This window comes from Actinosynnema pretiosum, assembly GCF_024171695.1.
Lineage (GTDB): Bacteria > Actinomycetota > Actinomycetes > Mycobacteriales > Pseudonocardiaceae > Actinosynnema > Actinosynnema pretiosum.
In genome coordinates, this window is the sequence record NZ_JAMTCF010000006.1 from 121945 (window position 1) to 144044 (window position 22100).

Consider the following 22100-nt stretch of genomic DNA (forward strand, 5'->3'; position numbering starts at 1 on the left):
GTGTTTCCTCGGTGGACCGCGCCCGGCGGCGGGCGCGGCACGACCGTCCACTCGCGACGGTCGTCAGCATCTCTCCAGCACGGCGCAGGTCCAGGTGAACCCGGCGCCCACGCCGACCAGCAGCACCCGCTCGCCGGGGCGCAGCAGGTCGTCGGCGAGCACCTTGGCCAGCGCGGCGGCCTGGTCGCCCGAGCCGAGGTGGCCGGTGGTCAGGCCCCAGTCGGCGAGCGTGCGGTCCGCGTCGACGCCGAGCGGTTCCAGGCACTGGCGGGCGACCAGGCCCGCGCCGAAGAACGGCACGGCGACCAGCGCCATCGCGTCCACGTCGGCGTCCGCGTCGGACAGGCAGCGCTTGACGGCGGTCATCATCCCCGCCTCGTTGCGGGCGGTGACCTCGCCGACGGTCGTGGTGGTCAGGAAGCTCTCCTTGCGGGCGAGCAGGTCCACGGTCCTGGCCTGCTCGAAGCCTGCGGGGAACCCGGCCCCCCGGTGCAGGCCCTCCAGCTCGGGGGCGGCGTGCGAGGCCGTGGCGACCAGGCGCAGCGGTCCCGGTTCGCGGGTGAGCACCACGGCGGTGCCGCCGTCGGCGAACACGAGCCCCTTGTCGGTGCGCCAGCGGTCGAAGCCCCGGTCGCCGAACCGGTCTCCGGTGGTGACCAGCGCCGCGCCCAGGTCGGGTCGGGCGGTGAGCAGGCCGGCGGCGACCTCCAGCGCGCACATGCCGCCGTTGGACATCTGGCGCAGCTCGAACGCCGTGGCGTCGCCGTGCCCGAGCGCGTGGTGCTGCACGAACGCGGCGGTGTTCCAGAACTCCACGCCCTGGAAGTAGCAGTCGGCGTGGATGAGCAGGCCGACCGAGGCGGGGTCCACCGGGGACGCGGCGAGCGCGGCGCGCGCCGCGGCGACGGCCAGTTCGGGCGCCGCCGCGCGCTCGCTCACCGACACCGAGCGCATCCCGGTGCGGGCGGCCTCCTCCTCGGGGTAGCTGCCGTCGGCGACGGCCTCGGTCACCGGGACGAGCCGGGGCAGCTCGACAGCCGCCGAGGACACGTAGACGCCTTGCCAGTTCACGGTTTCGCCCTCCTCGGTGCGGGTGCGGTCGGTGCGGGTGTCAGCCGACGCGCCACTCGGGCGCGGGCCCGTAGCGGCGGGCTTCGGTGCCCAGCTCGTAGGGCATCCCCGGCGGCATGTTGAGCACTTCCAGCTGGAAGCCGTCGGGGGCGGTGAAGTAGACCCAGCGGTCGCCGTGGATGGGTCCGCCGTCGTCGATGAGCTGCACCTCGCCGAGCACGCGCACGCCTGGCACGGTGCGCAGGTACGCGGCGGCCTCCTCGGGGTCGTCGGTGTGGAAGGCGAGGTGGTGGCCGCCGACGTCGCTGTTGCGGGGGCGGTCGGTGCGGCCGGTGGTGGCCGCGCGCAGCTCCAGGTTCGTCACCGGGCCCAGCCGCAGCAGCGCGGACCGCCCGGTGCGGTGCAGCACCGCGCCGCCGATGACGTCGGTGAAGAAGTCCACCGAGCCGTCGAGGTCGGCGACGGTGTAGCCGACCTGGCTGACGCCGAGCAGGCCGGGGACGCGGCCGGGGCTCCCCGCGCCATCGGGAGCGGGGCGGAAGAGGCCGGGGGCGCCGTCGGACTCGAACGGCAGGCGCTCGGGCACCTGCCGCAGCACGACGGTCATGCCCCAGGGGGTGCGCACGGTGAAGGAGCGCACGTCCCGCAGCTCTCCCTCGCCGCCGACCGGCCCGGTGGGCTCGAACGCGCCCAGCGCGGCGCGTGCGGCGTCGAGGTCGGCGACGTCGAGCACGAGGTCGTGGCCACCGACGTCGCCGTCGGCCGGGCGGTCGAGGCGCTGGCCGGGCGCGGTGTACTGGAACAGCTCCAGGTTCGTCACCGGGCCCAGGCGCAGCAGGCAGATCCTGGTGCTGGCGCGGGGGTGCACGTCGAGCTGGACGGTCATCCAGTCGCTGTCGGGCTCCTGCACGGGGCCGAGGTGGTAGAGCACCTCGGCTCCCAGAATGTCGACGAAGAAGTCCACGGCCTCGCCGAGGTCGGGCACGGTGTAGGCGAGGTGGTCGACGTTGCGGATGGTGGGCACGCGGGACTGCCCGGTGGCCGCTGGGGCCGGTGCCTGCGTCATCGCTTCTCCTCCTGGATCGGGTGGGCGGTCAGACGGTGCCCGCGCGGGCGGCGTTGGCGACCGCGGCGGTCAGGCCGAGCCCGCCGTCGACGACGACGGAGCTGCCGGTGGTGTAGGCGGCCTCGGGCGAGGCCAGGTGCGCGACGAGCGCGGCGATTTCGCTGGTGCGGGCGGGGCGGCCGACCGGGATGGCGGGCCGGGCGATCCCGGCGGCGTCCACGCCGAGGGGGACGCCGTTCATGGGGGTCGCGGTCTCGCCGGGCGCGACGGCGTTGACGGTGATGCCGTGCGGGGCCAGCTCCAGCGCCATGACCTTGGTGAGCGCGCCGAGCCCGGCCTTGCTGGCGCAGTAGGCCCCGCCGCCGCCGATGGGGTAGTGCTCGTGGCAGCTGGTGATGTTGACGATCCGCCCTCCCCTGCCCTGGGAGAGCATGAGGTTCGCGGCGGTGCGGGAGAGGGCGAACGGGCTGCTGAGGTTGATGGTGAGGACCCGCTCCCAGTCCTGGTCGGTCTCGTCGACGGCGTCGGCCCGGCGGTTGACGCCCGCGTTGTTGACGAGGACGTCGAGGCCGCCGAACGCCTCGACGGCCCGCGCGAGGGCCTGCGCGGCCGAGGCGGGCGAGGCGAGGTCGAGCGCGACGGTCTCGGTGCGCACGCCGTGTTCGGCGGCGATGCGCCCGGCGTGCTCCTTCGCGGCCTCGGCGTTGGTCCCGTAGCCGAGCAGCACGTCGTGGCCGGTCGCGGCGAGGGCGGTGGCGATCTCGGCGCCGATGCCGGAGCTGGCGCCGGTGACCGCGGCGATGGGTGCGGACATCCGCGTTGCCTCCTGGTGGTGTGGTTGCGGGTCAGCCCTGCGGGGCGAGCACGACCTTGGGCGCGGGGCGGGAGGCCCGCGCGAGGTCGGCGAACGCGTCGGCGACGCGGTCGAGCGGCAGGGGCGGGTTGGTCATGCCGCGCGCGCTCAGCGCGCCCGAGGCGTACAGGGCAAGGGCCCGGTCGTAGTGGTCGAGGCCGTGCCGGACGCCGTGCACGCTGATGCCGCGCAGCACCAGGTCGCAGGCGTCCAGCGGGCCGACCGAGGTGGAGGGCACGCCGATGGCCGCGATCCGGCCGCCGACGGCGGCGGCCCGCAGCGACTGGAGGAACGCCGCGTCGGCGCCGGACGCCTCGACGACGACGTCGTAGGCGCCGGGCGGGGTGTCGTCGGGGGCGAGGGCCCTGCGGGCGCCCAGGCCCAGGGCCAGCTCGGCGCCCGCCGGGTCGACGGCGACGACGTCCACCGCGCCGCTGAGCCGGGTGGCGAGCTGCGTGGCCAGCAGGCCGATGGTGCCGGTGCCCAGCACCAGCACCCGGTCGCCGGGGCCGCAGCGCACGGCCTCCAGCCCGGCGATGACGGTCACGGTCGGCTCGACGAGCGCGGCCTCGGTGTCGGGGACCGCGTCGGGGACGGCGCTGAGCGCGTGCACGGGCATGCGGATGTAGCGGGCGGCGGCGCCCTGCTGGCCGTAGAGCCCGACCTCGGTCAGGCGCGAGCAGTTGTTGCGCCCGCCGGAGCGGCAGGCGCGGCAGACGCCGCAGGAGATCATGGTGTGGCCGACGACCCGGTCGCCCTCGGCGACGTGGGCGCTCGTGCCGGGCGCGAGGGCGACGACGCGGCCGACCCACTCGTGGCCGAACACGTGCGGCCAGCGGACGCGGCCGTCGCGGACGTAGGCGGCGCTGCCGTGCAGCAGTTCGAGGTCGGTGCCGCACAGGCCGACCAGGACCGGCTCGACGAGCGCGGTGCCGGGCAGCGGCTCGGGCACGGGGATCTCGACGAGGCCGACGTCGCCGACGCGGCGCAGCGCCGCGGCCGTCATCGTCCCGGTCGGCCACTCGGCCGTTCCGGTCGTGGTGGTCGTCTCCGTGGTGGTCACGTTCCGCTCCTCCCCTGCGGTCCGGTGGGGTGGTCGAGGAGTTCGGGCACGCGCGGTGGCAGCAGGGCGCTGACCCGCGCGGGCATGGTGCGCACGCTCACCAGCTCGACCCCGGAGGGGCCTGCGGTGATCTGGGCGGTGGTGTCGGGTCCGAGCAGGACCACGTGGCCGGGGCGCAGCTGCTCGGTGGCCGCGCCCTCGGACAGCTCGGCGGAGCCGGACACGACGTAGAGGGCTTCCTCGACGACGTCGTCGGCGTGGTGGACGACCTGGCGGCGCGGCGCGGCGCGCAGGTGGTCGACGGCCTCGGTCTCGCTGTGGAGCATCCCGCGCCTGGCCAGGCAGCGCCACGTCGAGTGCGGGACCTGGCCCGCGCGCAGCGCGGTGGGCAGGTCGGCGTGGTTGACGATCACCGCCCACCCCCGCGCGGCTCGGGCACGTCCAGCTCGGCGTGGAAGTGGCGCAGGCCCTCGTCGCCCGCGATCAGCTCGACGGCGGTGCCCAGCGGCAGGGTCACGGACACGCCCGCGCGCAGCGGGACCTCGCCGAGGCTGCCGGTGGCGAGGCCCGCGCCGGACAGGACGAACAGGGTGTGCTCGACGCCGTCGGCGACGACGTGGGCGCGCTCGCCGGGGGCGATGTCGCGCACGGCGAGCCTGCGCAGCGGTCCGGTGAAGACGGACCCGGTGTCGACCGGTCCCCCGGTCAGGTCGTGGACCTCGGCGTTCACTGCCCCTCCCCTCGGCAGGGGGAACCCCGTGCCGGTCGTGTCGCGGCCCTGCTGGACGTCGGTGGTGGCGGGGGCGAGGACCTCGATGGTGATCCAGTCCAGATCGGTGCTCCCGGTGTTGCGCAGCCCGTGGACGGTGCCGAGGCCGGTGAGCACTGCGCAGCCCGCCCGCACCCGGTGCCGCTGCCCGTCCAGGACCATCTCCCCCTGTCCGGAGAGGACGAAGTAGACCTCCTCGGTGCGGGTGTGGCGGTGCTCGCCGGAGACCCCGCCCGGCGGGACCCTGGCCAGTTCGACCGCTTCCCACTGGCCCCGCAGGTCGCGCCGGGACGCCAGGCCCTTCCAGTGGCTGGTTCCCTCGGCCCCGTGGACGCCGCCGATGTCGACCACCCCGCGCACGTCGGCCACCAGGACGGGGAGCGCCTGCTCAGACAACGCCGGTCGCCTTCACGCGGCCGAGGGTGCTCTGCTCGGCGACGGCGGCGGCGATCTCCTCGGCGGTGACGTCGTTGACGAAGCCGACGTCGCCGATGCCGACGGGCAGGGGCAGCCGCTGCATCCCGTCGCGGTGGCGCACGGTGTCCTCCAGCGCCTTGGCCAGCAGCTCGGGCTCCAGCAGCGGGTCCCAGCTGGGAAGGCCGATCCGGTGCATGACGGAGAAGACCCGGTCGCGGTCGGTGGTGGTGACCAGGCCGCGGCGGTGGGCGAGCACAGTGGTCAGCGCCATGTCCACGCACACCGCCTCGCCGTGCAGCAGGGCGGGCAGGGCGTGCATCTCGATGGTGGGGCTGAAGGTGTGGCCGTAGTCGACGCACCGCTCCAGCTCGGCCTCCCACAGGTTCGGCTGGAGCTCCTCCAGCATCCCGTGGATGGCGTGGCGCAGGACGGCGTCGGCGACCTGCGCGCCCACGGCGGTGACGCCCTGGAACTTCTCCTCCAGCAGGAGCTCGCCGTGTCCCTCCAGCAGGTCGAACAGCTCGGCGTCCTTGATGAGGGCGATCTTGAGGATCTCGGCGAGGCCGTTGCCGATGTGCCTGCGGTCCACGGTGGACAGGAAGGTTCGGTCCAGGAGGGTCACCTCGGCGGGGTGGTAGGTGCCGAGGCGGTTCTTGTGGCCGTTGAAGTTCACGCCGGTCTTGGCTCCGACGCCCGCGTCGACCAGGCCGATGAGGGTGGTGGGCACGCGGACGAACGGCGTGCCCCTGCGGTAGAGGCTGCCGACCAGGCCGACGACGTCCATCAGGACGCCCCCGCCGATGGCGATGATGGGCTCGCGGCGGCGGTCGAGGCCGAAGTCGTCGATCTCGGCGATGATCCTGGCCGCGGTCTCGAAGTCCTTGGTGGTCTCGTTGGCCGCCACGACGCACAGCCGCGCTTCGACGCCGTGGCGCTCGAAGTAGTCGCGGATGGCGTCGCCGTGTAACAGGTCCACGTTGGCGTCGAGGACGACGAACCGGCGCGAGCGCCCCGTGGCGGGCGCTGGTCCGGCGCCCGCGTCGACCAGGTCGCGGCTGCCCCGCGCGAACAGGTCGTCGCAGAAGCGCACCTCGTAGCGCACCGGCTTCTGGGTGGTGACCACCCAGGAGTCGACCTGCCTGCTGTAGGCGAACAGGCCCGCTCCTGCCTGAACCGCGCCCGCGGCCTTGCCCCCGCGCTGTCGGAAGGACTGCACAGAAAACATGATTCACCCGATCTGCCAAAGGGCTCTTCCATGACCAAGAAAAGGCGACTCTGCCTCGAAAGGGCTTACCAAAGATGTTGCGATGAGCTCCAGCAACGATCGAGAGTGGCAACAAGAATGGCCACTCAGCCCCAGTGGTCGAATTCTATGACCGTCGACAGGGATCGTGCAACGTCTTCACCTGCGCCGTACCGAAGCGTTCCCCGAGTGCATTCCCAATAACGCAGGTCATTACCGGCGAACAGCACCGGGGCAGCGCGGACCACGTGGTCCGCGCTGCCCGGTTCGCCCGTTTCCGCGATCAGCCGACGAGCGCTCCACCCGGCGGGATGGCGGCTGTGCGCTCGGCCCGGTCGACGAGCAGCTCCCGCAGTGCCACACCGAGCCCGAGCGCGCTGAGCGCGGAGCCCACCACCATGACGGCGCGCAGCCCCAGTCCAGCGTCGATCACCAGGCCGCCGATCCAGGCGCCCGCAGCGATGCCGACGTTGAAGGCCGCGATGTTCAGCGCGAGGGCGAGCGTGGGCGCACCGTCGCTCACCGAGGCCATGATCCGCCCTTGGAGCAGCGGGATGAGCGCGAAGTAGGCGACCCCGAAGAGGACCATCGCAGCGGTGACGAGAAATTTGACACCGGCCACCGCGGATATCCCCAACAGCACCGCGGTCAACACCCCGAGAACCACCACGACAGCGCGCATCAAAAAATTATCCGGGATTTTACCGGCAATCGCGTTGCCCGCGATCGACCCGATCCCGAAAACCAGCAGCAGTCCGGTCACCCACCCCGGCTCGAACCCGCTGACGTCGAGCAGCAGAGGAGCGATGAAGGTGTAGGCGGTGAACGCACCCGCGCTGGCGAGCACGGTCACCGCGACCGCCGCCAGCACCCTCGGCCTGCGCAGCACCCGCAGTTCCCGCGCGACCGAGGCCGGCGGGACCTGCGCGGGCTCGGGCACGAAGACCGCGACCAGCGCGGTCGCGACCAGCGAGACCAGGAGCACCGCCCAGAACGTGGCGCGCCACCCCCACTGCTGGCCGATGAGGGTGCCGAGGGGCACGCCCAGCACCGTGGCCAGGTTCAGCCCCAGCGCGACCTTCGCCACGGCTGCGGCCTGCCTGCCGGGCGGGACCAGGGTGCCCGCGATGACGATGCTCACCGCGAACAGAGTGCAGTGCGCCAGCGCGGACACCACGCGCCCGGTCATGAGCAGCCCGTAGCCCGGCGCCGTCGCGGCGAGCAGGTTGCCCGCCGCGAAGGCGGCCATCAGCCAGAGCACGAGGCGCTTGGCCCGGACCTTCCTGGTGACGACGGTGAGCGCGGGCCCGAAGAGCACGACGGTGGCGGCGTAGCCGGACACCAGCAGGCCCGCCGAGGGCACCGAGACGCCGAGACCGCCGGAGACCTCGGGCAGGATGCCCGCGATCGAGGACTCGGCTGTGCCCACGCACAGCACGCACAGCATCAGCGCGAACAAGGACAGTGGCACGTCCGCCTCCGCATCCGCCCCGGTGGGGGCGTCAGTCCCGCGCCGGGTCGAGCAGCAGCTTGCCCCTGCTGCCACCGCCGGCCAGGGTCCGGTGGGCGCGGGCCGCGTCGGCGAAGCCGAGGACCTCGCCGGTCCGCAGCGCCAGCACGCCCTTGTCGACCAAGGCGCACAGCTGCTCCAACTGCTCGCCGTCCTGCTCGACGAACGACATGCGCACCTCGACGCCGCGCTCGGCGACCGGCGGCCGGGTGGGCACGATCGAGACGGCCACACCGCCGTCGCGCACCGCGCGGACCGCGCCGGGGACGCCCGCGGCGTCGAGCAGGCCGTCCACCGCGCCTCGTGGCAGCTCCTCGCCCGCGACCAGGACCTCCTCGGCGCCCAGCTCGAGCACGAAGTCCGCGTCGGACCGGCGGGCCAGCCCGACCACCCGCAACCCCCGGTGCAGCGCCAGCTGCACGGCCGCGGCGCCCACCGAGCCCGCCGCGCCCGCGACGAGCACGCGCGCGCCGGGCTCGGCGGCCAGGACGTCCAGCGCCTGGTGCGCGGTGAGCCCGGCCAGCGGCAGGCCGGCAGCGTCGAGCAGCGGCGCGCTGTGCGGCGCGGGCGCGGCGATCGAGGCGTCGAGCGCGACCAGTTCGGCGTAGGTGCCGACGCCGGTCGCCATCTGCGCCGACATGGCCACCACCCGGTCGCCCGGCACGAAGCGGGTGACGTCCGGGGCGACCTCGACCACGGTCCCGGACAGGTCCCAGCCCAGCACCAGCGGGAAGGGGTGGCGGACGTTGGCGGCGTGGGCGCCGGAGCGCACCTCCAGGTCGACGGGGTTGACGGCCGCGGCGGTGGTGCGCACCAGCACCTGGCCGGACGCGGGGCGCGGGTCGGGCAGCTCGCCCGTGCCCAGCAGCTCCGGTTCCCCGTACTCGCGCAACAGGATCGCGCGCATGGCTCCTCCTCCGGGAGTGGTGGGATCAGGCGGACAGCACCGGGGCGACGCCGCGGGCCGCGGCGATGCGCTCGACGAGCAGCTCCGGCGCCTGGGCGTGCGCGACGTGGTGCTGGCCGGGCAGCACGACCAGTTCGGCGTCCGGCACCCGGTCGACGACCAGGCGCGAGGTCGGCCCGAACGCCAGCGGCTCGCGGTCGCTCAGCTCGCCGAGCAGCACCGTGGTCGGCACCGTGATCTTGTCCAGGACGGCGGGGTCGAACTCCAGGTCGTTGAGCGCGGCCAGCTCGGCGCGGGTGGACTCGACCAGCTCCAGCATGGCCGCCCAGTCGTCCGGCGCGCCCGTGCGGAAGGCCTCGATGTTCTCCGCGCTGTCGCCGACCACCTCGGCGAGCACGACCCGGAACGCCTCGTCGCGGTCGCCCTTCGCGAGGGCGGCGTCGATGCGGTCGAGGGTGGCGGCGTTGGCGGACTTGTCCAGCGGCAGCACGGGGTCGTAGAGCACCAGGGCCGCCAGGTCCTCGCGCTCGGCGGCGGCGAGCAGCGCGATGGCGCCGCCGTAGCTGTGGCCGACCAGCACCGCGTTGGGGCCCGCGAAGTCCAGGACCCGGTTCAGGTCCGAGACCTCGGTGCCAAGCGCGTAGTCGGGGCCCAGCTCGCCGCTGCCCGCCCTGCCCCTGCGGTTGGCGACCAGGGTCCGGCCGGGGAGTCCGCTCGCGACGGCGGACCAGTGGCCCGCGATGGTCTGGACGCCGTGCGCGATGACGCTGACACCGCCCTCGCCGTGCGTGTCGTAGGAGAGGCTGGTACCGGGGATGTTCGGTGCGTTCACAGGCTGAAAGCTAAGGGTTAGCATCAGTTGGAAGGTCAAGGCCTAGAACTGGGGGAATGTGAAGATGCTGATCGGAGAGCTGTCGGAGTACACCGGCGTGAGCACTCGGTTAATTCGGTATTACGAGCAGCAGGGCCTCCTGGAGGCCACTCGGACGGACAACGGGTACCGGCACTACCGGGACGCCGACATCGACACGGTGCTGCGGATCAGGGCCCTGCTGGGCGCCGGGCTGACCCTCAAGACGGTGCACGAGCTGCTGCCCTGCACCCTGGACGCCACGCCGCGCGTGACGCCCTGCCCGAACCTGGTGAACACCCTCATGGGCGAGGTTCAGCGGTTGGACGCCACGCTCGCGCAGGTCGGGCGGTCGAAGAAGGTCATCCTGGACATGCTGTCCCGGTCCGGGGCGGGCTCGGACCCGCTCGGCGCGGTGGAGGAACCGGCGCGCAGCGCCTAGCGGCGGTCCGGCGCTTCGGGGGACGGTCGACGACGCCCTCCCCCGTGGCGCGGCGGAACCGCACGAGCGGAGACCGGGCACGCCATCAGGGGGCCTCGCGCGGGCGGACAGCGCGGACACGCCCCCCCCCGAGGGGGCCTCGAACGCTTGGGGGACAAGGCTTTCGCCTTCGCCCGGTCCGAGCGGCGGCGGGTGCGGGACCGCCGCCCGCCGCCGCTCCGGGGCTCAGGCCAGCGCCTGGAGCAGGTCCTCCACCAGGTCGTCGGCCGACTCGATGCCCACCGACAGCCGCACCAGGTCGGCGGGGACCTGGAGCGGGGAGCCCGCCGTGCTCAGGTGGGTCATGCGGCCGGGGTGCTCGATCAGGGACTCGACGCCGCCCAGCGACTCGGCCAGGGTGAACAGCCTGGTGCGCGAGCAGACGCGCAGGGCCTCCTCCTCACCTCCGCGCACGGTGAACGAGACCATGCCGCCGAATCGGCGCATCTGCTTGGCCGCGATCTCGTGGCCGGGGTGCTCGGGCAGGCCGGGGTAGAAGACGCCGGTGACCTTCGGGTGCCGCAGCAGCGCCTCGGTGATCCGCTCGGTGTTGTCGGAGTGCTTCTCCATGCGCACTTCGAGGGTCTTCACGCCGCGCAGGGTCAGCCACGCGTCGAACGGGCCGGGGACGCCGCCCGCGCCGTTCTGCAGGAAGCCGAACGCGCTGTCCAGCTCGTCGGACGAGGTGATCAGCGCGCCGCCGATCACGTCGGAGTGGCCGCCGATGTACTTGGTGGTGGAGTGCAGGACGACGTCGGCGCCCAGCTCCAGCGGGTTCTGCAGGTAGGGCGAGGCGAAGGTGTTGTCCACCAGCAGGAGCGCGCCCGCGTCGTGCGCCAGCTCGGCCAGCAGCGCGATGTCCGCGATGCGCAGCACCGGGTTGGTCGGGGTCTCGACCCAGATCAGCTTGGTGCTCGGGCGCAGCGCCGCGCGCACCGCGTCGACGTCGGACAGGGCCACCGGCGTGTAGTCGATGCCCCAGTGGCGCAGCACCTTGTCGATGAGGCGGAACGTGCCGCCGTAGGCGTCGTTCGGGATCACCACGTGGTCGCCGGGGCGCAGCAGCGTCCGCAGGGCGGTGTCGGTGGCGGCCATCCCCGAGGCGAACGCGCGACCGTGCCTGCCGGATTCGAGCGAGGCGAGGCACTGCTCCAGCGCGGCGCGCGTGGGATTTCCGGTGCGCGAGTACTCGAAACCGCCGCGTAAACCGCCGACCCCGTCCTGCGCGTAAGTGGAGGTCGCGTGGATCGGGACGATGACCGATCCGGTCACCGGGTCCGGATCCTGTCCGACGTGGATAGCCCTGGTCGCGAACCCGCGATCACCCATTTCTGTCATGAGCACAGCTTATCCGTCGCGGACAAGGCCAACCACGGAGTGGGACGACCTGTGTCGGACTCAGCCGCAATGGGCAATCACCGCCACCCGGAGGCGGGGCCGCGGAGTGTCCCACCCGCAGGTTTCAGCGGTATGACGAAGGGGAACCCGAGCAGCCGAAGCATGCTGTTTGTAGGGGCGTGATGCGTTCGCACCGATCGGACGGAGCCGTTCGGAGCAGCGGGAACGTGGACCGGGAGGCGCAGCGCACTGGCGCGCGCAGGTGACCGCGAGGCCGGGTCTAGCTCCGTTGGAGTTAATCCGCCGACTCCCCCCGATCAAGGTCATTCGATTAGCCACTAGGCCTTTCGCCAACCTTCCCCGTGGCAAAAACCGCTGCTAGCCTGGCGCTCGTCCCGCTGCTAGTCGGGACCACTGGGGAATAAGCTGTGCACCGCTCGGGGGGTAGCTGAGTAGATTCACCTGCGCTCGAACGCGGGCGGACCAACCGCTTTCGCCGCGGGCACGGCGCAGTAGTCATTCCTATTTCCGGTCAAATCCGTTCACACGCGTCGGCACGTCCGGCGCGTCGACTCAGCGTGCCTGGAGGCGGTGTGCAGATCGACGCGGCACTGGTTCTCGAAGACGGTCGGGTTTTCCGCGGTGAGTCCTACGGCGCGGTCGGTTCCCGCCTGGGCGAGGTGGTGTTCTCCACCGGCATGACCGGCTACCAGGAGACCCTGACCGACCCGTCGTACCACCGGCAGATCGTGGTGCAGACCGCCCCGCAGATCGGCAACACCGGCTGGAACGACGAGGACGACGAGTCGGGCCGCGTCCGGGTCGCGGGCTACGTGGTGCGCGACCCCGCGCGGACGCCGTCCAACTGGCGCGCGACGCGGTCGTTGCACGAGGAGCTGGAGCGGCAGGGCGTCGTGGGCGTCTCGGGCGTGGACACCCGGATGCTGACCAGGCACCTGCGCGAGCGCGGCGCCATGCGGGCCGGGGTGTTCTCCGGGGACGCGCTGGCGCCCACCGCCGACCTCGTCGACCTGGTGCGCGAGTCGCCGGGGATGGCGGGCGCGGACCTGGCCGGCGACGTGTCGACGCCGGAGCCGTACGTCGTGGCGGCGCGCGGGGAGCGGCGCTTCCGGGTGGCCGCGCTGGACCTGGGCATCAAGGCGAACACCCCCAGGATGCTGGCCGCGCGCGGCGCCGAGGTGCACGTGCTGCCGCTCAAGTCCACTGTGGACGACATGCTGGCGCTCACGCCGGACGGCGTCTTCCTGTCCAACGGCCCCGGCGACCCGGCGACGCAGGACCACGCGGTCGAACTGGCGAAGTCCGTGCTGGAGCGCGGGATTCCCCTGTTCGGCATCTGCTTCGGCAACCAGATCCTCGGCCGCGCGCTGGGCCGTGGGACCTACAAGATGCGCTACGGCCACCGGGGCATCAACATCCCGGTGATCGACGTGGCCACCGGCCGGGTCGCGATCACCGCGCAGAACCACGGCTTCGCCCTGGAGGGCGAACCGGGCGAGGAGTTCGGCTCCGACTTCGGCCGGGTCCGGATCAGCCACTTCTGCCCCAACGACAACACCGTGGAGGGCGTGCGCGCGCTGGACGTGCCCGCGTTCGGCGTGCAGCACCACCCGGAGGCGGCGGCCGGTCCGCACGACGCGGCGCCGCTGTTCGACGAGTTCTGCGACCTGATGTCCCGCCACGCGGCGCTGACGAGCGGGGCCCGCTGACATGCCGAAGAGGACTGACCTCAAGCACGTGCTGGTGATCGGGTCCGGCCCGATCGTGATCGGCCAGGCCTGCGAGTTCGACTACTCGGGCACCCAGGCGTGCCGGGTGCTGCGCGAGGAGGGCATCCGGGTCTCCCTGGTCAACTCCAACCCCGCCACGATCATGACGGACCCGGAGTTCGCCGACGCCACCTACGTCGAGCCGATCACCCCGGAGTTCGTGGAGAAGGTCATCGCCGCCGAGCGCCCGGACGCGGTCCTGGCGACGCTCGGCGGGCAGACCGCGCTGAACACGGCCATCGCGCTGCACGAGCGCGGCGTGCTGGAGAAGTACGACGTCGAGCTGATCGGCGCGGACGTGGCGGCGATCAACCGGGGCGAGGACCGGCAGGTCTTCAAGGACATCGTGCGCGAGATCGGCGCCGAGGTCCCGCGCAGCGCGGTGTGCCGGACGATGGACGAGGTCCGCGCCGCCGTCGCCGAGCTGGGCCTGCCGGTGGTGATCCGGCCCTCGTTCACCATGGGCGGCCTGGGTTCCGGCATGGCCCACACCGCCGAGGAGCTGGAGCGGCTCGCCGGGTCGGGGCTGGCGGAGTCGCCGGTCACCGAGGTGCTGGTCGAGGAGAGCGTGCTCGGGTGGAAGGAGTACGAGCTGGAGCTGATGCGGGACCGCAACGACAACGTCGTGGTCATCTGCTCCATCGAGAACATCGACCCGATGGGCGTGCACACCGGCGACTCGGTGACGGTCGCGCCCGCGATGACGCTGACCGACCGCGAGTACCAGCACATGCGCGACGTGGGCATCGCGGTCATCCGCGCGGTCGGCGTGGACACCGGCGGCTGCAACATCCAGTTCGCGGTGGACCCGCGCACCGGGCGGATGGTCGTCATCGAGATGAACCCGCGCGTGTCGCGGTCCTCGGCCCTGGCGTCCAAGGCGACCGGCTTCCCGATCGCCAAGATCGCGGCGAAGCTCGCGGTCGGCTACACCCTGGACGAGATCCGCAACGACATCACCGGCGAGACGCCCGCGAGCTTCGAGCCGACCCTGGACTACGTCGTGGTGAAGGTCCCCAGGTTCGCCTTCGAGAAGTTCCCCGGCGCCGACCGGACGCTCACCACGACGATGAAGTCCGTCGGCGAGGCCATGTCCATCGGGCGCAGCTTCGTGGAGGCGATGGGCAAGGCGCTGCGCTCGATGGAGACCGAGGACGCCGGGTTCTGGACGCGGCCCGATCCCGAGGGCGTCTGCTTGGCGGAGCACCTGAAAGCGCTTACCACGGGCCACGACGGCAGGTTGTACACCGTCGACCGGGCGCTGCGCCTGGGCGCGAGCGTCGAGCAGGTGCACGAGGCCTCGGGCATCGACCCGTGGTTCGTGGAGCAGATCGCCTGGCTGATCGGCCTGCGCGGCGAGCTGGAGTCGGCGGACGAGCTCGGCGAACCGCTGCTGCGCAAGGCGAAGCGGGCGGGCCTGTCCGACCGGCAGATCGCCGCCCTGCGGCCCGAATTGGCCGGTGAGGACGGCGTGCGGGCGCTGCGGCACCGGCTCGGCGTGCGCCCGGTCTACAAGACCGTCGACACCTGCGCCGCCGAGTTCGCGGCCAGAACCCCCTACCACTACTCCGCGTACGAGCTGGACCCCGACGCCGAGTCCGAGGTCGCCGAGCAGCGGGAGCGGCCGAAGGTGCTGATCCTGGGCTCGGGTCCGAACCGGATCGGGCAGGGCATCGAGTTCGACTACTCGTGCGTGCACGCGGCCATGGCGCTGCGCGAGGCCGGGTACGAGACCGTGATGGTCAACTGCAACCCGGAGACCGTCTCCACCGACTACGACACCTCGGACCGGCTCTACTTCGAGCCGCTGACCTTCGAGGACGTCCTGGAGGTGGTGCACTCCGAGCGCGCCTCCGGCACCGTGGCGGGCGTCATCGTCCAGCTCGGCGGCCAGACCCCCCTCGGCCTGGCCCAGCGCCTGGCCGACGCGGGCGTCCCGGTCGTGGGCACCCCACCGGAGGCGATCCACCTCGCCGAGGACCGGGGCGAGTTCGGCGCGCTGCTCGCGGCGTCCGGGCTTCCCGCGCCCGAGCACGGCACCGCGACCTCGTTCGCCGCTGCCAAGGAGATCGCCGACGGGATCGGCTACCCGGTGCTCGTGCGGCCCTCGTACGTGCTCGGCGGGCGCGGCATGGAGATCGTCCACGACGAGGACACCCTGCGCGGCTACATCGAGCGCGCCACCGAGATCAGCCCCGAGCACCCCGTCCTGGTCGACCGGTTCCTCGACGACGCCACCGAGATCGACGTCGACGCGCTGCACGACGGCCACGAGGTCTTCATCGGCGGCGTCATGGAGCACGTCGAGCAGGCGGGCGTGCACTCCGGCGACTCGGCCTGCGTTCTCCCCCCGATCACCCTGGGGGACGAGGTGGTCGAGGCGGTGCGCCGCTCGACGTTGGCCATCGCCGAGGGCATCGGGGTGCGCGGCCTGCTGAACGTGCAGTACGCGCTCAAGGACGACGTCCTGTACGTCCTGGAGGCCAACCCGCGCGCCAGCCGCACCGTGCCGTTCGTCTCCAAGGCCACGGCGGTCCCGCTGGCCAAGGCCGCGGCCCGGATCATGCTCGGCGCGACGATCGCCGAGCTGCGCGCCGAGGGCCTGCTCCCCGACCGGGACGGCGGTGCGCTGACCGGCGGGCCGGTCGCGGTCAAGGAGGCCGTCCTGCCCTTCCACCGCTTCCGCACCCCCGAGGGCCGGGGCGTGGACCCGCTGCTCGGCCCGGAGATGAAGTCCACCGGCGAGGTCATGGGGCTGGACGCCACGTTCGGCGCGGCGTTCGCGAAGTCCCAGCTGGCGGCGGGCGTCGCGCTGCCCACCGGCGGCAAGGTCTACGCCACGTCCACCGGGGCGCGCTCGACCGCGCTCGACGCGCTGCGCGGGCACGGCATGGAGGTGGTCGGCCCCGAGGACCACTCCGAGGCGGGCGTCCGCCGGGAGCTGGAGGACGGGGTGGCGCTGGTCGTCGCGCTCGACCGCACCCCCCTGGCCAAGGTCGTGCGGTCCGCCGCCGCGCACCTGTCCATCCCGGTGGTGACGACGGCGCCCGGACTGCGGGCGCTGGTGGAGGCGCTCGCCTCCGCCACGTCCACCGGGTTCACCATCACCCCGCTGCAACGGGTTCACGAGCGCGGGCGGACCGGGGCGGACGACCCCGCCGACGGTGGCGACCCGCTCAGGCTGCTCGGGTACGACCTCGCGCCGCTGGGCGGCGGGCCGCCGCTCGCGGTCCTGCCGAGCGCGTAGGCCGTGCCCACCGGACGGCGGGCGCACCGATCCGCCCGACCACACCGAGGTGAACCCGCAATGGAGGCTCGTGTTGATCACAGATCGTGTCTATGACCTGGTGCGGGATGACGTCTTCTTACGGATATCCGGCGTGGGTGGGCTGAACCGGCTCTTCCTCAAGCTGGAGGGGTTGAACGCGGGCGGCTCGATCAAGCTCAAGACCGCCAGGAGCATCGTCGACGGGGCCGAGCTGTCCGGCGTCGACCTGGACCGGGTGCGGATCATCGAGTCCACGTCCGGGAACCTGGGCGTCGCGCTCTCGGTGATCTGCGCGGCGAAGGGCTACCGCCTGACCTGCGTGGTGGACCCGAACTCGAACACCTCGGCGGTCGCGGTGATGCGCGCGCTGGGCAGCGAGGTCGTGGTGATCTCGGAGCGCGACGAGAACGGCGGGTTCCTCGGCTCCAGGATCAGCTACATCCGGGAGCGGCTGGAGCGGGAGCCGGACCTGTTCTGGGTCAACCAGTACGCCAACCCGAACAACGCGCTGGCGCACGAGAGCACGACCGCGCCCGCCGTGCTGGAGGAGTTCGGGCGGGTGGACCACCTGTTCGTCGGCGTCGGCACCGGCGGGACGCTGATGGGCGTGTGCGACTACTTCCGCGCGCACAGCCCGAAGACCCGGATCGTCGCGGTGGACACGGTCGGCTCGGTGAACTTCGGCTCCGAGCCCCAGCGGCGCCTCATCCCCGGCCTGGGCACCAGCAGGCGGCCGGAGCTGCTGTCGCCGGACGCGCCGGACGCGGTCGTGCTGGTCCCCGAGGACGAGACGGTGCGCGAGTGCCGCTGGCTGGCCCGCACCTCGGGCCTGCTCGCGGGCGGCTCCACCGGGACGGTGCTGGCCGCGATCCGGTCGCAGGCCTCGGGGATCGACCCCGGCGACACCGTCGTGGCGATCTCGCCGGACCTGGGCGAGCGGTACCTGGACACGGTCTACAACGACGACTGGGTGGTCGAGAACGGGCTGGACCGCGCGCTCGGCGCGGCACGCCCGCTGGAGGAGGGGCAGCGCGATGTTCTCGTTTGAGGTTGTGCCCGGCAAGGTGGTCAAGGACGTCCTGGACACCTCGGTGCTCGACGTGGTGGCCGTGGTGGAGGACGCCTACCTGCGCCACGACGAGGGCCGCACGGTCAACCCGGACAGCTACTTCCTGCGGTTCCCGGAGAAACCGGACGCGCGGATCATCGCCTTACCGGCGTTCGCGGAGCTCGACCCGGAACCGGTCACCGGCATCAAGTGGATCTCCAGCTTCCCGGCGAACGTGCGCGCGGGCGTACCGCGCGCCTCCGCCGTGCTGGTGCTCAACGACTACGCGACCGGCTACCCGAGGGCGCTGCTGGAGGCCGCGTCGATCAGCTCGGCGCGCACGGCGGCGTCGGCGGCGGTGGCCGCCCGCGCGCTGGCCAGGCACGTGCCCGGCGACGGGCAGGTCGCGATCGTCGGGGCGGGCGTGATCGCCAGGACGATCGTGCGCCACCTGGTCGCGACCGGCTACCGGATCGACCGGCTGACCGTGTTCGACCTGCACGAGCCCTCCGCCGACAACCTGGTGGCGCTGGCGAAGGACGAGCTGGGCCTGGACGCCGTGCGCGCGGCCTCGATCGGTGAGGCGCTGGCGGCGCAGACCGTGGTCACCGCGACGACGGCCGCGACCCCGCACGTCGAGCAGCCGGTGCGGCCGGGGCAGGTCGTGCTGAACATCTCCCTGCGCGACTTCGCCCCGTCGGTGGTGCTGGGCGCGCAGAACTACTTCGACGACGTCGAGCACTGCATGAAGGCGAACACCTCGCCGCACCTGGCCGAGCAGGCCAGCGGCGGGCGGGACTTCGTCACCGGCACCATCGCGGACCTGGTGCGCGGCCGGGCGCTGCCCGACCCGGCGCGCGGCGTGCTGGTGTCGCCGTTCGGCCTGGGCGTGCTGGACCTGGCGGTGGGCCAGCACGTGCTGCTCGCCGCGCGCGCGCAGGGGCTGGCGATCGACGTGCCCGACTTCTTCGGCGAGACGACCCGGTGGTGAGCGCCGAGGTGAGCGCCGTGCGGATCGCGGTGATCGGCGTGGGCCCGCGCGGGCTCTCGGTGCTGGAGCGGGTGATCAGCCACACCCGAGCCGACGGCCCGCCGGTGGAGCTGCTGCTGGTCGAGCCGGGCGAGCTGGGCGTCGGCGCGCACGACGTGAAGCAGCCGGACTACCTGCTGCTCAACACGATCGCCGCGCAGCTGACCATCTTCTCCGACGAGCGGATGGTGCCCGGCGCGCCGGTGACCGGGGGGCCGGGGTTCCTGGAGTGGTGCCGCGAGCACCACGGCCCGGTGCGGTTCGACGAGTTCCTGCCGAGGCGCCTGCTCGGCGAGTACCTCCAGTGGGCGGTGCGGGACCTGCTCGACCGGCTGCCGCCGAGGCTGACCGCGCGGCACCTGCCCGCCGTGGCGGTGGACGTGCGGCCGGACGGGGCGGGCGCGGTGGTGGCGCTGGACGACGGGAGCACCCACCGGGTGGACCTGGCGCTGGTCACCACCGGGCACGGGCTGGTGGACCCGGCGCCGTCGACCGGGACCGACCCGGTGGACGTGCCCTACCCGCTGCCCGAGCGGGTCGACGCGATCCCGGAGGGCTCGACGGTCGCGCTGCTGGGCACCGGGCTGACCGCGATGGACGTCATCGCGGCGCTGACCTCGGGCCGGGGCGGGGTGTTCGGCGAGGACGGCTACACCCCGTCGGGCCGCGAGCCCCGGATCGTGCTGGCCAACCGGGCGGGGTGGCTGCCGCGCGCCCGCCCCCGCGCCGTGGAGGGCCGGGTGGCCGCGCCCGCCGCGCACTTCACGCCCGAGGCGGTGCACGCCCTGCGCGAGCGCGCCCCGGACGGGCGGCTGGACTTCCGGCGCGACGTGGCGCCGCTGGTGCTGCGGGAGGCGCTGGCCAGGCTGGGTGTGGCCGCGCCGGAGCGGGTGGCGGAGGTCGAGCGGGCGCTGTCCACCCCCGAGCCGCTCACCTGGGCCGACCACGACGGGTTCCGCGCGGACGTGCTGGCCGCCGCGCGGGCCGACCTGGCCGAGGCCGAGCTGGGCCTGGGCGCGAGCGCCCTCAAGGAGGCGCTGGAGGTGCTGCGCGACCACCGGGAGAGCGTGCGCGCCGCGCTGGACCCGCCGGGGCTGACCGAGGAGTCGCACCGCCAGTTCGCCGACGAGTGGGCCGCGCTGATCAACCGCACGGTGATCGGCCCGCAGAAGGAGCGCATCCGCGAGCTGCTGCACCTGGTCGAGGCCGGGGTGGTCGAGCTGGCGCCCGGCCCCGCGCCCCGGCTGGAGCGGGACGGCCTGGGGTGGGCGCTGGTGTCCACCGCGCTGGGGCGGCCCGCGCGCGTCGCGGTCGACCGGGTGGTGCGCGCCAACATCTCCTGGCCGCTGCCGGACGACCCGCTGGACCCGGTCGGCGCGGCGCTGCGCTCGTGGGCCGAGGTGGGCCCTGACCGGTCGGCGCGCCTGCTGCTGGACCGCGACGGCTTCGCCACGGCGCGCGAGGGCGGCGGTCGCAGCGCGGTCGCGGTCTTCGGCCCGCCCGCCGAGGGCGCCAGCTACTACAACCACTACGTGCCCTCGCCGGGCGCGTGGTCCAGGGCCCTGACCGACCTCGACCGGGTGCTGGTCCCCGCGCTCGCCCCCGACGGGTCCCGCTGACCGGCGGCCCGTCCCCCGAACCCGTGGCCACGAACCCGCCGGGCACGGCCACTGCCCTCACAACAACGCACAACCGAAAGTGACGAACATGCTGATCTTATCGCTCAAAGAGGGTCACGACGGCGGCATCACGGCCATCGAGGACGGCAAGCTGCTGTTCGCGCTGGAGGCGGAGAAGGACAACTACCCGCGCTACGACCGGCTCACCGGCGAGGTGATCGCGCGGGCCGCCGGGATGCTCGACCGCACGCCCGACGTGGTCGCGCTCGGCGGCTGGGTCAAGGGCTTCCACTCCGTGGAACCCCAGTCCCGCACCGGGTACTTCGGCGTCGGCGAGGGCTCGATCTCGGACGAGGAGGGCACCTTCTTCGGCAAGAAGGTGCGCTACTTCTCCTCCACGCACGAGCGCTCGCACATCTACACCTCGCTCGGCATGGCCCCGCGCCGCACCGGCCAGGCGTACTACTCGCTGGTGTGGGAGGGCAACATCGGCGACTTCTACCGGATCGACGAGAAGGGCAACCCCACCCACCTCAAGCACATCCTGGCCGACCCCGGCAACAAGTACGCCTACCTGTTCGCGCTGGCCGACCCCGGCTTCCCGGTGGGCACCGGCCTGTTCCGCTACAACGACGCGGGCAAGCAGATGGCGCTGACCGGGTTCGCCGAGAAGGGCCCGGTGACGGCCGAGGAGAAGGAGACCATCGACTTCATCCTCAAGCAGGAGCAGATCATCCTGAACCTGTCCAAGGACAAGATGGCCTGGTCGCACATCTACAACAAGGGCGTCGACTCGCAGGAGTACCGCAACACCGCCGCCAAGCACTCGCAGGCCATCTTCGGCATGTTCCACGACTACGCGGCAGCGCACATGAAGGAGGGCCTGCCGCTGCTGATCTCCGGCGGCTGCGGCCTGAACTGCGACTGGAACGCGCAGTGGCGCGAGAGCGGCCTGTTCGAGTCGGTGTTCGTGCCGCCGTGCCCGAACGACAGCGGTTCGGCGCTGGGCACCGGCATCGACGCCCAGTGGCACTACACCGGTGACGCGAGCATCGAGTGGTCGGTGTACTCGGGCGAGGAGTTCGTGCAGGACGTCGAGCCCGACCCGGCCAAGTACGAGGTCCGGCCGCTGGTGCACGCCGAGGTGGCGCGCTACATCGAGCAGGGCAACATCATCGGCTGGGCGCGCGGCCGGTACGAGATGGGCCCGCGCGCGCTGGGCAACCGGTCGATCCTGGCCGCGCCGTTCACCGAGGAGACCACGGTGCGGCTCAACGCGATCAAGCGCCGGGAGGGCTACCGCCCGATCGCGCCGATCGCGCTGGAGGAGGACGCGCACAAGTGGTTCGAGGGCTCGGTCGTCGACCCGTACATGCTGTACTTCAACCGGGTCACCAGCGACCAGCTCAAGGCCATCACGCACGTCGACGGCAGCGCCCGCACGCAGACCGTCACCCGCGAGCGCAACCCGCACATCGTGGACCTGCTGGAGGCGTTCCGGGACCTGACCGGGTTCAGCGTGCTGTGCAACACCTCGTTGAACAACAACGGTCGCGGCTTCCTCAACCGCACCAGCGACCTGATCGAGTACGGCGAGAAGCACGGCTTGGACGGGTACGTCATCAACGACACGTTCGTCACGCCGCGCAAGGGCTGATCCACTCGTTCGGCCCTCGCGACGGCGGCGCTTTCGGGCAAGATCGTAACCACTCGGCGACTGCCTGCAAGGCCCGTGCCGCGTCCGGTTCCCACCGGGCGCGGCACGCGCACGCCGCAC

General features: G+C 72.8%; 18 protein-coding genes. 7 read left to right on the plus strand and 11 right to left on the minus strand.

Annotated elements, in window-relative coordinates; genetic code table 11:
- Positions 1–63 precede the first annotated feature (63 nt).
- The 10 genes from LV78_RS13895 to LV78_RS13940 form a co-directional block, all read right to left on the minus strand.
- Complete coding sequence (locus LV78_RS13895) at positions 64–1071, minus strand: ketoacyl-ACP synthase III family protein (RefSeq protein WP_253845678.1); 1008 nt, start codon at positions 1069–1071, stop codon at positions 64–66.
- 40 nt (positions 1072–1111) lie between these two features.
- Positions 1112–2137: a VOC family protein gene (locus LV78_RS13900; protein WP_253845679.1), complete on the minus strand. Its 1026-nt coding sequence runs from the start codon at positions 2135–2137 to the stop codon at positions 1112–1114.
- A gap of 28 nt (positions 2138–2165) precedes the next feature.
- Complete coding sequence (locus LV78_RS13905; RefSeq protein WP_253845680.1) at positions 2166–2951, minus strand: SDR family oxidoreductase; 786 nt, start codon at positions 2949–2951, stop codon at positions 2166–2168.
- 31 nt (positions 2952–2982) lie between these two features.
- Positions 2983–4053, minus strand: coding sequence for a zinc-dependent alcohol dehydrogenase (locus LV78_RS13910; protein WP_253845681.1), 1071 nt, complete (start codon positions 4051–4053; stop codon positions 2983–2985).
- Entirely contained in the window at positions 4050–4466 is a 417-nt protein-coding gene (locus tag LV78_RS13915) for a hypothetical protein (RefSeq protein ID WP_253845682.1), read from the minus strand. The genes LV78_RS13910 and LV78_RS13915 overlap by 4 nt, the downstream gene beginning before the upstream one ends.
- On the minus strand, positions 4463–5218 hold the full coding sequence (locus tag LV78_RS13920) for a cupin domain-containing protein (protein ID WP_253845683.1): 756 nt from the start codon (positions 5216–5218) through the stop codon (positions 4463–4465). Before LV78_RS13920 ends, LV78_RS13915 begins: the two co-directional genes overlap by 4 nt.
- Positions 5211–6455, minus strand: coding sequence for a sedoheptulose 7-phosphate cyclase (locus LV78_RS13925; protein ID WP_253845684.1), 1245 nt, complete (start codon positions 6453–6455; stop codon positions 5211–5213). The genes LV78_RS13920 and LV78_RS13925 overlap by 8 nt, the downstream gene beginning before the upstream one ends.
- A 310-nt stretch (positions 6456–6765) precedes the next feature.
- Positions 6766–7953: an MFS transporter gene (locus LV78_RS13930; RefSeq protein WP_253845685.1), complete on the minus strand. Its 1188-nt coding sequence runs from the start codon at positions 7951–7953 to the stop codon at positions 6766–6768.
- Between the two features lie 31 nt (positions 7954–7984).
- Positions 7985–8899 (minus strand): NADP-dependent oxidoreductase, encoded by a 915-nt coding sequence (locus LV78_RS13935; RefSeq protein WP_253845686.1) that lies wholly within the window; start codon positions 8897–8899, stop codon positions 7985–7987.
- A 25-nt stretch (positions 8900–8924) separates the two neighbouring features.
- Positions 8925–9731 carry an alpha/beta fold hydrolase gene (locus tag LV78_RS13940; RefSeq protein ID WP_308208711.1) on the minus strand — a complete coding sequence of 269 codons (807 nt, stop codon included), beginning with the start codon at positions 9729–9731 and terminating at the stop codon, positions 8925–8927.
- Positions 9732–9795: 64 nt separating this feature from the next.
- Here LV78_RS13940 and LV78_RS13945 point away from each other — a divergent pair, with 64 nt between their 5' ends.
- Positions 9796–10191, plus strand: coding sequence for a MerR family transcriptional regulator (locus LV78_RS13945; RefSeq protein ID WP_253845688.1), 396 nt, complete (start codon positions 9796–9798; stop codon positions 10189–10191).
- A gap of 225 nt (positions 10192–10416) precedes the next feature.
- Here the strand turns inward: LV78_RS13945 and LV78_RS13950 are convergent, their stop codons facing one another.
- Positions 10417–11568, minus strand: a complete 1152-nt coding sequence (locus LV78_RS13950) for a cystathionine gamma-synthase (RefSeq protein WP_372494886.1) — start codon at positions 11566–11568, stop codon at positions 10417–10419.
- 593 nt (positions 11569–12161) lie between these two features.
- On the opposite strand from LV78_RS13950, the gene carA reads away from it, so the two are divergent.
- From carA to LV78_RS13980, 6 genes are all read left to right on the plus strand, one after another.
- Positions 12162–13298 carry a glutamine-hydrolyzing carbamoyl-phosphate synthase small subunit gene (carA, locus tag LV78_RS13955; RefSeq protein ID WP_253845689.1) on the plus strand — a complete coding sequence of 379 codons (1137 nt, stop codon included), beginning with the start codon at positions 12162–12164 and terminating at the stop codon, positions 13296–13298.
- A gap of 1 nt (position 13299) precedes the next feature.
- Positions 13300–16605 (plus strand): carbamoyl-phosphate synthase large subunit, encoded by a 3306-nt coding sequence (gene carB, locus LV78_RS13960; protein ID WP_253845690.1) that lies wholly within the window; start codon positions 13300–13302, stop codon positions 16603–16605.
- Between the two features lie 100 nt (positions 16606–16705).
- The gene (gene sbnA, locus LV78_RS13965) at positions 16706–17674 is read left to right on the plus strand and encodes a 2,3-diaminopropionate biosynthesis protein SbnA (protein WP_308208719.1); all 969 of its coding nucleotides are present in this window, start codon (positions 16706–16708) and stop codon (positions 17672–17674) included.
- Complete coding sequence (gene sbnB / locus LV78_RS13970; RefSeq protein WP_253845692.1) at positions 17661–18665, plus strand: 2,3-diaminopropionate biosynthesis protein SbnB; 1005 nt, start codon at positions 17661–17663, stop codon at positions 18663–18665. Before sbnA ends, sbnB begins: the two co-directional genes overlap by 14 nt.
- On the plus strand, positions 18662–20323 hold the full coding sequence (locus tag LV78_RS13975) for an FAD/NAD(P)-binding protein (protein ID WP_253845693.1): 1662 nt from the start codon (positions 18662–18664) through the stop codon (positions 20321–20323). The genes sbnB and LV78_RS13975 overlap by 4 nt, the downstream gene beginning before the upstream one ends.
- Before the next feature lie 88 nt (positions 20324–20411).
- A complete protein-coding gene (locus LV78_RS13980) occupies positions 20412–21980 on the plus strand; it encodes a carbamoyltransferase C-terminal domain-containing protein (protein WP_253845694.1) in 1569 nt (522 codons plus the stop codon).
- The last annotated feature ends 120 nt before the right edge of the window (positions 21981–22100 follow it).

Bases quoted from the DNA above. Each gene is read 5' to 3' on its own strand.
- LV78_RS13945 (WP_253845688.1), top strand. From the start codon at position 9,796: ATGCTGATCGGAGAGCTGTCGGAGTACACCGGCGTGAGCACTCGGTTA.
- LV78_RS13935 (WP_253845686.1), bottom strand. From the start codon at position 8,899: ATGCGCGCGATCCTGTTGCGCGAGTACGGGGAACCGGAGCTGCTGGGC.
- LV78_RS13950 (WP_372494886.1), bottom strand. From the start codon at position 11,568: ATGACAGAAATGGGTGATCGCGGGTTCGCGACCAGGGCTATCCACGTC.
- LV78_RS13900 (WP_253845679.1), bottom strand. From the start codon at position 2,137: ATGACGCAGGCACCGGCCCCAGCGGCCACCGGGCAGTCCCGCGTGCCC.
- LV78_RS13980 (WP_253845694.1), top strand. From the start codon at position 20,412: ATGCTGATCTTATCGCTCAAAGAGGGTCACGACGGCGGCATCACGGCC.
- LV78_RS13905 (WP_253845680.1), bottom strand. From the start codon at position 2,951: ATGTCCGCACCCATCGCCGCGGTCACCGGCGCCAGCTCCGGCATCGGC.
- sbnB (WP_253845692.1), top strand. From the start codon at position 17,661: ATGTTCTCGTTTGAGGTTGTGCCCGGCAAGGTGGTCAAGGACGTCCTG.
- carB (WP_253845690.1), top strand. From the start codon at position 13,300: ATGCCGAAGAGGACTGACCTCAAGCACGTGCTGGTGATCGGGTCCGGC.